The sequence below is a fragment of the Tardiphaga sp. GW821-FHT12E02 genome (assembly GCF_058807155.1).
In genome coordinates this window covers 4,824,978-4,837,776 of sequence record NZ_JBXAQK010000001.1, presented here as the reverse complement: position 1 = coordinate 4,837,776, position 12,799 = coordinate 4,824,978, and the positions used below count along the sequence as shown (strand labels likewise).

Annotated in this window: 7 protein-coding genes; 5 read left to right on the top strand and 2 right to left on the bottom strand. The window is 64.7% G+C overall.

Features of this window, described 5'->3' with window-relative positions:
* Positions 1-66: 66 nt before the first annotated feature.
* Entirely contained in the window at positions 67-1,254 is a 1,188-nt protein-coding gene (locus tag AC1RQ5_RS22960; protein ID WP_493202023.1) for an MFS transporter, read from the top strand.
* 85 nt (positions 1,255-1,339) lie between these two features.
* Here AC1RQ5_RS22960 and dgcA read toward each other — a convergent pair whose 3' ends face one another.
* Positions 1,340-2,341 carry an N-acetyl-D-Glu racemase DgcA gene (gene dgcA / locus AC1RQ5_RS22955; protein WP_493202021.1) on the bottom strand — a complete coding sequence of 334 codons (1,002 nt, stop codon included), beginning with the start codon at positions 2,339-2,341 and terminating at the stop codon, positions 1,340-1,342.
* A 235-nt stretch (positions 2,342-2,576) separates the two neighbouring features.
* On the opposite strand from dgcA, the gene AC1RQ5_RS22950 reads away from it, so the two are divergent.
* The 4 genes from AC1RQ5_RS22950 to AC1RQ5_RS22935 all read left to right on the top strand — a co-directional run bounded on the left by AC1RQ5_RS22950 (position 2,577) and on the right by AC1RQ5_RS22935 (position 6,453).
* Positions 2,577-3,707 carry an ABC transporter permease gene (locus AC1RQ5_RS22950; protein WP_493202020.1) on the top strand — a complete coding sequence of 377 codons (1,131 nt, stop codon included), beginning with the start codon at positions 2,577-2,579 and terminating at the stop codon, positions 3,705-3,707.
* Positions 3,708-3,709: 2 nt separating this feature from the next.
* A complete protein-coding gene (locus tag AC1RQ5_RS22945) occupies positions 3,710-4,522 on the top strand; it encodes an ABC transporter ATP-binding protein (protein WP_398479677.1) in 813 nt (270 codons plus the stop codon).
* Positions 4,523-4,525: 3 nt separating this feature from the next.
* Positions 4,526-5,443: an MlaD family protein gene (locus AC1RQ5_RS22940; RefSeq protein ID WP_493202017.1), complete on the top strand. Its 918-nt coding sequence runs from the start codon at positions 4,526-4,528 to the stop codon at positions 5,441-5,443.
* 131 nt (positions 5,444-5,574) lie between these two features.
* Positions 5,575-6,453: an aldose 1-epimerase family protein gene (locus tag AC1RQ5_RS22935; protein WP_493202015.1), complete on the top strand. Its 879-nt coding sequence runs from the start codon at positions 5,575-5,577 to the stop codon at positions 6,451-6,453.
* Between the two features lie 316 nt (positions 6,454-6,769).
* Here the strand turns inward: AC1RQ5_RS22935 and AC1RQ5_RS22930 are convergent, their stop codons facing one another.
* Entirely contained in the window at positions 6,770-12,373 is a 5,604-nt protein-coding gene (locus AC1RQ5_RS22930; RefSeq protein ID WP_493202014.1) for an apolipoprotein A-IV repeat region-like domain-containing protein, read from the bottom strand.
* Positions 12,374-12,799 lie beyond the last annotated feature (426 nt).

Genomic DNA, 12,799 nt, shown 5'->3' with positions numbered 1-12,799 from the left:
CGCGGCGCGCCGACAGGCGCGGTATCTCATCACGTTAACGATCGCACACGAATCGCAACCCGTCCAATGATACCCGAATCTCGTCCCCAGATCGCTGCGTCCCCAGCGCGCAAATTCGCGCAGCGACTGGCCATGTTCTACGGCACCGTGTTCGGCTCCAGCGGATTCTATCTGCCCTTCTTCCCCGTTTGGCTGAAGGCGATCGGGATCGACCCGGCGTGGATTGGTATCATTCTCGCTGTGCCGTCGACGACGCGCTTCACGACGCTGCCCTTCATCACTGCTTTCGCCGAGCGTCATCATGCGCTGCGCCAGACCATGATCGTCTGCGCCTTTCTCACAATGATCGGTTTTGGCGTAGTTGGTACGCTACGCGAACCGCTGGCCATCCTACTGATGTTCGCATTGACCGCTATCGTGTGGACACCACTGACGGCGCTCACCGATGGCTATGCGCTGAAGGGCGTGGTGCGCTTCGGCTTCAATTATGGACCGCTACGATTATGGGGCTCGGCGGCCTTCGTGGTCGGCGCGCTGGTCTGCGGCCTGGTGGTGAACTGGCTCGATGGCACGCAACTCATCTGGGTGATCGTCGGTGCGATGGTGATGTCGGCCATTGTCAGTCTCGGCCTGCAGCCGCTCGGTGGAACCACCGGCGACGGCAAGGTGCTGTCGAAAGCAAGCGCGCTGTTGCGGGATCCCGGCTTCCTGGCGATCGCTGTTGCGACGGCGCTGATCCAGGGCAGCCATGCCGGCTACTACACATTCGCATCCATCACATGGCAAACGGCCGGCTATGACGGCCTCACCATTGCCGGTCTGTGGACGCTCGGCGTGCTTGCGGAGATCGTCTTGTTCGCGCTGTCGCCGCGGATCACATGGGCGCCGGCGACATTGGTCATTCTCGGCGGCCTCGGCGCGTTGCTGCGCTGGACGCTGACGGCGCAGACCTTGCCGCTGCCAGTATTGGTGGTCGTGCAACTGCTGCACGGCGCGACCTATGGGCTGACGCAACTCGGGACCATGGGGCTGCTGCTGCATCATGTCCCGCAGCATGTGATGGCGCGGGCGCAGGGCTATGTCACGGCCTGCACCGGCCTCGTGATGAGCAGCATGGCGGTGCTGTCAGGTGCCATTTACGCGCGCTATGGCGAGGGCGTGTATTACGTGATGGCTGCGTTGGGGCTGGCAGGCGCGGGTGTGATTTGGCTCGGTCGGAAGCGGGTGAGCGAGAAATTGCATGAGGTTTCGTAGGGCGGATGAGCCGAAGGCGTCATCCGCCGGCCGAATCACAATTGAAGCTCCGCGGCGGATGACGCTTCGCTCATCCGCCCTACGGCTACCCCCAAAGCTCCGCATCCGGCGGGTAAACCGTACTGCCATCATATCGCAGCCCACCGTCGCGATCCCGGGCAAGCAATAGCGGCCCATCGAGATCCACGAACCGTGCGCCCTGCGCGATCAGCATCGCCGGTGCCATCGCCAGCGAGGTCGCCACCATGCAGCCGACCATGATGTCGAGCCCCATGGCGCGCGCAGCGTCGGCCATCTTCAGCGCCTCGGTGAGGCCGCCGGCCTTGTCGAGCTTGATGTTCAGCGCGTCGTAGCGGCCGGCCAGTGCGGGCAAGGAGGCGAGGTCATGCACGCTCTCGTCGGCGCAGACCGGGATCGGCCGCTGCACGTGCAGTAGCGCCTCGTCATGGCCGGCGGGGAGGGGCTGCTCGATCAGCGTCACGCCGGCGCGATGGCAGGCGTCGAGATTGGCTTTGAGGTTCTCCGCCGTCCATCCCTCATTGGCATCGACGATCAGGTCCGCCTTCGGCGCAGCACCGCGCACGGCGGCGATCCGCGCCATGTCGTCGTCGCTGCCGAGCTTGATCTTGAGCAGCGGGCGATGCGCGGCATTCGCGGTGGCTGCGGCCATCGCTTCAGGTGTTCCGAGCGAGATCGTGTAAGCGGTCGTGCAAGGGGCCGGGGCGTGTCGCTGCAGCAGGTCCCAGATGCGGAGCCCGCTTTCCTTGGCCTCGAGATCGAGCAGAGCGCAATCCACTGCGTTGCGGGCAGCCCCATGCGGCATGGCGGCCTGCAAGGCGGCGCGGTCGAGCCCTGCGGCAAATGCGCCGGTCATGGCCTGGATCATCGCGAGTGTCGCCTCTGGCGTTTCGCCATAGCGTGCATAGGGCACGCATTCACCGCGGCCGGTGTGGCCACCGCGACTGATCTCCGCGACCACCACCACAGCCTCAGTCTTGGCGCCACGGCTGATCGTGAAACTGCCGGCGATGGGCCAGGTTTCGATACGGGCGGTCAATGTCGCGGAAAGCGAGGCTGCAGCGGACAAGCAGGCGTCCTCCGGGTTGAGGCAGGCGGTGAACTTGATGTCGATCTCTATAAGTTTAAGTGACCGGGGTGAACTTGTTTGCGACGTAATGCAGTGCTTCACAGGCGGTTCTGGAACACCAATTTACGCGGCGTTAACCATAGCATCGTGTTGGTCCAATTGAGCTTCTCAAATCCGTATGGCGGCGTGTTAATACTTTGTTCATGTCTCGATTGAACCACCCGACGGGCTTGCTGTGAGCAGCCCCACACTCGAACAGGTTGCGAAGGGCGATGGCCTGGCGCTATGCGCCGCCGGCGCGTGGACCTCTGCGTCGGCGCCGCTGATGGAGAAGCTGGTCGCCGATGCCGAGAAGCTCAGCGGCAGCCGGCCCAATATCTCCATCGATGTCTCGCAGGTCGCCAAACTCGACACGTTCGGCGCGTGGCTGATCGAACGCCTGCGCCGCACGCTCACGGTGGGCGGGCAGGAGGCCGAGATTGCCGGCCTGTCGGAGAACTATGCGAGCCTGGTCGATGAGGTCCGCAAGGTGAAGCCGCGGCCGGCGCCGGGGCGGGGGCCGAACGGCATCACCGTCGTGCTCGACGGCATCGGCCGCAATGTCTATGGCGTCGGTGAGACGCTGCTGTCGCTGGTGGACATGATCGGTGCGGTGATCGCCGCCTGGTTCCGGATCTGGCTGCATCCGTCGCGGTTCCGGCTCACCTCCATGGTGCATCACCTGCAGCAAGTTTGCTGGAATGCGGTGCCGATCGTGGTGCTGATCACCTTCCTGATCGGCTGTATCGTTGCCCAGCAGGGCATCTTCCACTTCCGCAAATTCGGCGCCGATGTGTTTGTCGTCGATATGCTCGGCATTCTGGTGCTGCGCGAACTCGGGGTCTTGCTGGTCGCCATCATGGTGGCCGGTCGTTCCGGCAGTGCCTATACGGCCGAGCTCGGCTCCATGAAAATGCGCGAGGAAATCGACGCGCTGCAGACCATGGGCTTCGATCCCGTCGAGGTGCTGATCCTGCCGCGCATGATGGCGCTGGTGCTGGCGATGCCGATCCTGGCCTTCCTCGGCGCCATGGCGGCGCTCTATGGCGGCGGTCTTGTCGCCTGGATGTATGGCGGCGTCGATCCCGCGACCTTCCTGTCGCGCCTGCGCGAGGTGCTGTCGATCAATCACTTCGTCGTCGGCATGGCGAAGGCGCCTGTGATGGCCATGGTGATCGGCATCGTCGCCTGCGTCGAAGGCCTTGCCGTGAAGGGCAGCGCGGAGTCGCTCGGCCAGCACACCACGGCATCCGTGGTGAAGGGCATTTTCTTTGTCATCGTGATGGATGGTGTGTTCGCCATCTTCTTCGCATCGCTCGGGATCTGATCATGAGCCCGGCAGAAGCAACCACACCGGCAACCAAGGACGCGATCATCCGCGTCCGCGATCTCACCGTCGCCTTCGGCAAACGCAAGGTGCTGGACGGCCTCAATCTCGACGTGGCGCGCGGCGAGATCCTCGGCTTCGTTGGCGCATCCGGCGCCGGCAAGTCGGTGTTGATGCGTACCATCATCGGCCTGGTGCCGAAGGTGGCCGGCAATATCGAGGTGTTCGGCACCGATCTCGACAGCAACGAGCGAGAGCGCCGCAATATCGAGCGCCGCTGGGGCATCCTGTTCCAGCATGGTGCGCTGTTCTCGTCGCTGAATGTGCGGCAGAACATCCAGTTTCCGGTGCGCGAATATCTGAAGGTGTCGCAGCGCCTGCTGGACGAGATCACCATGGCAAAGCTCGCCATGGTCGGCCTCAAGCCGGAAGTGGTCGAGCGCTTTCCGTCGGAACTGTCGGGCGGCATGATCAAGCGCGTGGCACTGGCGCGCGCACTCGCGCTCGATCCGGAGATCGTGTTTCTCGATGAGCCGACCTCGGGCCTTGATCCGATCGGCGCCGGCGATTTCGACGAGCTGGTGCGCACGCTGCAGCGGACGCTCGGGCTCACGGTGTTCATGGTCACCCACGATCTCGACAGCCTTTACACCGCCTGCGACCGCATCGCGGTGCTCGGCAGCGGCAAGATCATCGCCCACGGCACCATCGCCGACATGCAGGCGTCAACGCATCCGTGGCTACGTGAATATTTCCATGGCAAGCGCGCACGCGCTGTCGTGAACGACAAGGCCACTGGCCTGAGTGGAGTTTGAGTGATGGAAACGCGGGCGAATTACGTCCTGATCGGAAGCTTCACGCTGGCGGTGATCGCTGCGGCGATCGGCTTCGTGATGTGGTTTCAAAACCTGCATTCGGGCAAGCAGCGCACGCCGCTGCGGGTCGTGTTCGAAGGCTCGGCATCGGGCCTGCGCAATGGCGGCAATGTCAACTTCAACGGCATCCGCGTCGGCGAGATCGTCTCGGTGAAGCTCGATAATCCCAAGCGCGTGGTGGCGCTGGCGATGATCGATACCGTGGCGCCGATCCGCAAGGACACGCTGGCGGGCCTCGAATTCCAGGGCCTGACCGGTGTGGCCGCGATCGCGCTGAAGGGCGGCGCGCCGGATGCGCCGGAAGTGCCTGTCGATACCGACGGCGTGCCGGTGCTCACCGCCGATCCCGAGGCGACCAAGGATATCGGCGAGGCCGTGCGCGCGACGCTGCAGAACGTCAATCGCCTGGTCACCGACAATCAGGAGGCGCTCAAGGGCGCGCTCAGCAATGTCGAGACCTTCACCGGCGTGCTCGCCCGCAACGCCGAGTCCATCGACGGCATCATGAAGAAGATCGACAGCATCATGGGCAAGGCCGATGGCGTCGTCGCCAAGACCGACAATATCATGCTCGGATTGGACACGCTGGCGGGTGGCAAGGATGGCGGCGCGCTGACCGCGGCGGTGAAGTCGTTCCACGAGCTGACGGACAATCTCGACAAGCGCACGGGGCAGCTGATCATTGATGGCCGCCGCGCCCTCGGCGATGCCTCGCGCACGCTAAACGATGTCAGCCGGGCGGTGAACAATCTCGACCGTAACCCGACGCGCCTGCTGTTCGGCCCGAGCACGAGTTCGCAACAGGCAGCGCCGCCTCCGCAGCCGCAGCAGGCTCCGCCGCAGCAATTGCGGAGACGCTGACACGGGACTCTTGTAGGATGGGTTGAGCAAAGGCGCGTCAGCGCCGGAGCGATAACCCATCGGCGGAGTTTGCCAGATCGTCCAGCCGATGGGTTTTCGCTCCGCTCAACCCATCCTACGCAGGAGCGTTCATGGCCGCCGACGATCATTTCACCATCAGCAATGGCCGGGTGATGGCCACCATCAAGGCCGATGGCGCCGAACTGTGTTCGCTGAAGAATGCAGACGGGCAGGAGGTGCTGTGGCAGGCCGGCCCCGAATGGCCGCGCCATGCGCCGATCCTGTTTCCCATCGTCGGGCGGCTGAAAGGCGATGTGCTGAGGCATCGCGGCCAGACCTATCCCATGACCCAGCACGGTTTCGCCCGCGACCAGCGCTTTGCCTGGACCGCGCGGGAGAAGACGCTGTGCGTGTTGTCATTGAGCGATAGTGCGGAGAGCAGGGCAAAATACCCGTTCGCATTCCGGCTTGATGTGTCCTACGCGGTCGAGGGCGACGAGCTGGTGATCGGCTATGCCATCACCAATACGGGCGACGAGACGCTGCCGGCCTCGATGGGCGCACATCCGGCGTTTCATTGGCCGCTGGCCGGCGGTGTCGCCAAGGAAGCGCACAGCATCGTATTCGAAAAGTCTGAGCCCGCGCCGATCCGTCGCCTTGATGGCGGGCTTCTCTTGCCTGAGTCGGAGGCAACGGCCGTGCAGGGCGACAGGCTCGCGCTGTCCGAAGCGCTGTTCGCCAAGGACGCGATGATCTTCGATCAGATCGCCAGCAACTCCCTGCGCTATCAGGCGTCGGGCGCACCGACGATCACCTTCGCATGGGACGGCTTCCCGCAACTCGGCATCTGGTCGAAGCCGTCAGGCGCCGCGTTTCTCTGCATCGAGCCATGGCACGGCTATGCCAGCCCGGTGGATTTCGATGGCGAGTTTAGCGACAAACCCGGTGTGATGAAGATTGCGATGGGCGAGACGCGGAGCTTTACGCAGCGGATCGGGTTCGCCCAGTAGCGCCGCCTCGCAGTTCCGCCTGTCATCACCCGCGAAAGCGGGTGATCCAGTACATACGAGCAAAGCGCTTTGTAACAAAGGCCGGTGTTTACTGGATCGCCCGGTCAAGCCGGGCGACGACAGGGCAGTCGCAGGTGAGCAATTGAACCCAAACAAAAAGCGGAGGCATCGCTGCCTCCGCTTTTTGCGTTCAAACGCAGATCCGTAGGATGGGTTGAGCGAAGCGAAAACCCATCATTACGTGGTTGCGGCAAGCTCCGCTGATGGGTTGTCGCTTCGGCGCTTCGCGCCTGCGCTCAACCCATCCTACAAAGCTTCACCCCAGCCGCCCCGCTGCATGCGCCAGCAGCGTGTAGACCAGACCCGTTTCCGAGGTCAGGTGCGAACGCAGCGCCGCCGGACCGCGTTCGTCGCGGGCCACCTCGTCGAGCAGGCGCTCGAATTCGGTGATGTAGCGATCCACCGTGCCCTTGAAGGCGCGGTCGGCGCGATATTTGCGGGCCACTTCATCGAAGGCCTTCTGGCCGGCCGGTGTGTAGAGGCGCTTGCTGAAGGCCTTGCGCTCGCCGCGCTGGTAGCGGTCCCACATCTCGGCCGCGAGATTGCGATCCATCAGGCGGCTGATGTCGAGCGACAGCGATTCCAGTGGATTGCTGGGGGCTGCCGGCTGCGGTGCGCGAGCGCGGGGCGCTTCTTCCTCGTCCTCGGCGCGGCCGAGCAGATCGCTCAGCCAGCCGTCGCCGCGGCTCTCGGTGGCCGGAGCCACTGGCGGCGCTTCGGTGCGGCGCGACGGGCTGCCGAAGTCTGCGGTCGGCAGGCTCGATGCGGTGCCGATCGGCGAGGAGCGACGCGGTGCCTCAGCGCGTGGGGCTTCGGCGCGCGGCGTTTCACGCGGTTCGCTGCGGGCTTCCACGCGGCTTGCGCCGACGGTGGCCATCACGGGCTCCGGCTCGCGTTCACGCGGCTGTGGTGCGCTGCGGGTGGCGGTCGAGACCACGTCCATGCCGCGGCCGTGGCGGGCGACGATGCGGTTGAGCTCGGCGAGCGCCTCGATCTGATCGACGATCACCTTGCGCATCTGCGCAGTGCTCTCGGCGGCCTCCTGGGGCATCTCGAACACGCCGCGGCGCAGTTCGGTGCGGGTGCTTTCCAGCTCGTTCTGCATCTCGGCAGCCATGGCCTTCATGCTCACGACCATGGAGGCGAACTTGTCCGCCGAGGCCTTGAACATGGACTCCGCTTCGCGGGTGCCCTGCTGATAGATCTCGGACATCGCATCCGTGGTGGCACGGCGCTCTTCTTCCGCCGCACTGCGCACGGCTTCGAACTGCTTGCTGATCGCCGACGATCCGGCACCGGCGGTCTCGGCAACCACCCGGGCGATGTCACGTGCACGCTCTTCCGCAGCCGCCAGCGACTCGTCGAGCAGGGTCGTGAAGCGGCTGAGGCGCGCATCGAGATCGTTGGTGCGGCTGTCGATGGTGGTGACCAGCGATTCCAGCGCCAGCTTCTTGTCGCCGACCGAGGTGAGGGTCGAGCGGTTGCTCTGCTCCACCAGGGCTGCAGCATCCACCAGCGCATGGCCATGGGCCTCGAACTGGGTCGAGAGTTCGCCGAGATCGCCCAGTGCCTTCTCCGACTTGGCGGTGAAGACGGTGAGCTGCTCTTCGAGCGTCTGCGTCGCCACGCCATTGCGCGAGGTCACGTCGTTCATGGTGGCGACGAAGTCGGCCACGCGGGTGACGAGCGCGCGCTCCAGCGAGTTGAGGTTGTCGTGGGCGCCGGTGAGCACTTCCTGCAGCAGGATGTTGCCCTCACGCAGCCGCTCGAACAGCGCCACCGTATCGGTGCGCAGGATCTTGCTGGTCTCCTGCATTTCGGTGACCGCGGTAATCGACACCTGGCGCGACTGCTCGATGGCCGAGCGCGACGAGGTTTCGAGATCCCTGAGCGACTTGTTGACCGCGCCGGCCGCGAGTTCGCCGGCCGTGGTGATGGCGCGGGCGACATCAGTGCTGGAGACTGCCAGCGTCTGGGTGAAGGTCTGGCTGCGGCTTTCGATCGCCTTCAGCGCATCCACCGTCACGCGGTCGATGTCGACCGTGAGCTGGTTGGCCTTACCACCGAGGGCATCGACCAGCGAGCCGCGCTTCGCGTCCACCATCTGCGACAGACGCTCGGTCTGCTGCTGCACATAGCCGACGATCTCGTCGGTCTTCGCGCTCATGGTGGTGCCGAACGAGCCCGAGGCCGTGAACACCGAGCGCTCGATCTCCGACGAGGTGGTCTTGATGCGGGTGACGACTTCGGTCGAGGCGGCGATCAGCGTCTGCTGCGCGCTGGTGGCAGTCGACTTGATGTTGTCGGTGGTGTTGGCGGTGACTGCGGAGAGCGAACGCTCCATGTCGGTCGAGATCGCCTTGATCTGCGAGGCGGCGTCAGCCGACGAGGTGGTGAGCGAGGTCTGCACTTCGCGGGCGCTCGACAGGATCGAGGCGGCTGCATCGGCGCCGACGGCGGTGAGCGTGCGCTCCACGTCGATGGCGAGATTGCGGACGGTCGAGGTGGTTTCGTTCGACGCGGCGATCAGCGCCGACTGTGCCTCGCGGGCATGGTTGACGATCGCATCGGCGGTGGCACTCGACGCAGCCGTGATGCTGCGCTCCATGTCGGCGGCGAGCGACTGCACGTGGGTCGTCGCTTCCGAAGAGGCGAGGACCAATGTGTTCTGCGCTTCGCGGGCACCGGTGACGATCGAGCTGGCCGTAGTGGCGCCGGCGGTGGTGATGCTGCGCTCCACGTCGGCCGCGAGCGTGCGCACCTGATTGGCGGCTTCGGTCGAGGCTTCGATGAGCGAGGACTGGACGTTGCGGGTCGATGCGAGGATCGATTCCGCGCTGGCATTGCCGGCGGCAACCAGCGTGCGCTCGACGTCGGCGGCGAGCGAGCGGACCTGCTGCGTCGCATCGGTCGAAGCGGTGACCAGCGTGGACTGCGCGGCGCGGGCGCCGGACAGCACGGCATCGGCGGTCGCGGTGCCGGCGGTGGTGAGCGTGCGCTCCATATCCGCCGACAAGGTTTGCATCTGCGTGGTGACTTCGGTCGAGGTCGAGACGAGCGTGGTCTGGGCGTCGCGTGCGCCGGCCACGATCGAGGCGGCAGTCGTCGAACCGGCGCTGGTCAGCGTGCGCTCCACATCGGCGGACAATGTCTTGACGTGCTCGGCCGCATCGCTCGATGCGGTGATGAGCGTCGTCTGCGCTTCACGCGCGCTGCTGACGATGGCACTGGCGGCGTTGGTGCCGATCGCGGTCAGCGAGTTCTCGATATCTGCGGCGGTCAGGCGCAGCTGCGCGCCGACATCGGTCGAGACCGAGACGAGGGATTCTTGTGCGGCGCGAGCGCCGGCCTGGATCGTCTCGCTGGTGTTGATCATCAGATGGGTGAGCGCGTTCTCCGCATTGTCCACATTGGTCTTGATGCCGAGCGAGAGTTCTTCGGCGCGTGCCATGAGCTGGTCGCTGGCGGTGCGACCCGAGGTCTCGATGCGGCCGGCAACGGCCTCGATGCGCGAGCCCAGCAGCTCCTCGAACTGCTCGACGCGGGTTTCGATTTCGGTCGCGATGGCACCGGCGCGGCTCTCGACGCCCTGATGGATGCCCTGGAAGCGCGCAGTGATGGTGTCGGCGAGGTTGGTGCTGCGATCGTCGATCGCCTGGGTCACGCCGGCGATGCGGTGATCGATGGCGCCGATCGCCTGCACGGTGCCCTCAGTGAGTGAGGTCGTGAGGAACGACAGGCGGTCGTCGATGGAGTGGATCGCCTGCACCGCACCGTCGGTGAGGGCGGTGGTGAGATGCGTGAGGCGGGTGTCGATCGTGGCGACGGCGCGCGTGGTGCCCTCGGTGAGCGACGTGGTGAGGTGGGTGAGGCGCGCATCGACAGTCTCGACGGCGCGGGTCGTTCCATCGGTCAGCGAGTTCGTGAGATGGGTCAGGCGTGCATCCACCGTATCGACCGCGCGCTCGGCACCATCGGTGAGGGTCGACTGCAACGACTGCAGGCGTGCTTCGACAATCGCGGTGACCGACTGGGCGCGCTGGTCGAAGGTGTCTTCCAGGCCCTTGAGGCGGTGATCGACCGTCTGGTCGAACGACTGCATGCGGCTGTCGAGCGAGCTGTCGAGCGAGTTGACGCGGTTTTCGAACGTGGTTTCGAAATGCGCCAGGCGGCCGTCGAGCGTGTCGGTGATGCCTCCGATATTCGAGGTCACGCGGGCGTCGAAGCCGTCCACATAGGTCTTGAGGGTGTTGTTGATATCTTCGGTGCGCTGGCCGAGACGCTCGACCACTTCGCCGCCAAAGGTTTTCACCGTGCGATCGAACTCCGAGATGTGCTTGGTGATGATGGCGCCCAGGCTGCCGCTGTCGCGTGAGAAACGCTCGGCGAGCTCATAGCCCTGGTCTTTCACCAGCTGTTCGAAGGCATTCATCTGCAGGCTGAGCGTGTCATGCGCACTCTCGGTCTGGCTCGCGACCTTGGCGGCCAGCGCCGTGACCGTGGCTTCGAGCGACTCGCTCGCCTTGTCGCCGGAGGTGAGAACCTGCGTTGCGAGGCGATTGCCGGCATCGTCGATGCGGCTGGAGAGATCGTTGCTGCGCAGTTCGAGTTCGAGCAGCAGGCTGTCGCTGGAATTCTTCAGCGTGTCGTGGACCTGCTCGGTGCGGTCCGAGACGCGATCGACGATGGTCGCCGAACGGGTTTCGAAATCGCTGGTGATGCGATCGATACGCTCGTTGAGCATTTCGTGGACGCGATCGGCGAGATCGACGAATTCGTCGTGGACGTGACCGGTCTTGAAGTTGAGGCTGGTGGTGAGGCGCTCGGAGGCTTCCAGCACGGCGCGGGTGGTCTCGCCCGAGGCTTCTTCCAGGCGGTCGAGCAGGTCGCCGCCGCGCTCGCCGAGGGCAAGGATCATGTTGTCGCCGGCGCGGCCGAGCGCGCTGGTGATGTGTTCGCCGCGCTCTTCGAGGGCGCCGGTGATGCTCTTGGCGACTTCATCGACGCGCGATGCGATAGCGTCGGAGATCAGCGCGATGTCGTGACGGAGATCGATCTGCACGCCGGAAATCGCCGAGCGGACCTGCTCGGCCTGGCCGACCAGATTATCGCGCTGATGCGCGATGTCTTGCAACAGGGCGCGGATGCGCACTTCGTTGTCGGAATAGGCGCGCTCGAGCGCGGAGACTTCGTTGGCAACCAGGGATTCCAACTCGCCGGCACGCGCGATGGCGCGTTCGATGCCGTCGCCCATGGCAGCGACTTCGCGGCGGATGGCCTGGCCGACGGTGACCATGGCATCGCTGGATGAGCCTTCCGGCTCGGAAAAGCGGATCGCGACCTGCGCCATCGACTGGGCGATCATCCGCATTTCCTGGCCGCGCCAGGCGAGGGCAGCAAGGAAGTAGAACAGCAGGATCGGCGCGACCAGCGCCGCGGCGAGGCCGACAAGCGCCAGCGTACCGCCGGAGCCCTGGCCGGCCATGGCCTGCAGCGATGGCAGGAATGCAAATGCCAGGAAGGCGGCGGCGATCACCCACACGCCGGCAAACAAAGTGGCGAGCGTATAGACGTTGCGGGCAGGGCGGTTCTTCTGCAGTGCCTGCAGGATCTGGCCGATGGTCTCGCGATCGTCATTGGCGGCACGGCGACCGAAGCGGGGCTCCTCGGCGGCCTCGAAATCTGGACGATCGGCAGAAATGCGGGAATCGAAGCGGGGCTCGTCGAGGTCCATCGGGCCGGTCGCCGGAGCGTTGTCGGCACGCAGATTGGGCTCGCGCCCATCCACGTTGAGCGCCTCCTGGATGGCGGAGAGAGCAGCTTCGGTCGGATCCTTGGCCTTCTTTGTATTGTTTGCCATGCTCGTTCCACGCGTCCCCTGTTACGCAATACTACGGAAGTTCCCGCGCGAGTCGTGTTCCCTGCGCGCACCATGACCCCACGTCACGATGCAAGCATCCCGTCCCACGATCGCGGACTGCCCGTCGCTTGGCTTGTCCGCTACTTCCCGCAAACATCCTATTGGCTTGGTCGCGCGAATGAAATGCTTCCGGTTAAGACATTCTTAATGATAGTTAACGGCTTCCCCCGGTAACTATCTGTTAAGCCACGAATATCGCGAATGGCCCGGTAATCGTGGCGAGTTTTCGTCAAAATGACGGCGGAATGCCGGATCGTGCACAGAACGTTCCGTTAACCAATTCCGTGTTTGGCTCCTGAAAATCGCCGCTGGAACCTCCGTCGGCAGGAATTCTGGGCCAATATCAATGCCGCTTCACTTCGAACG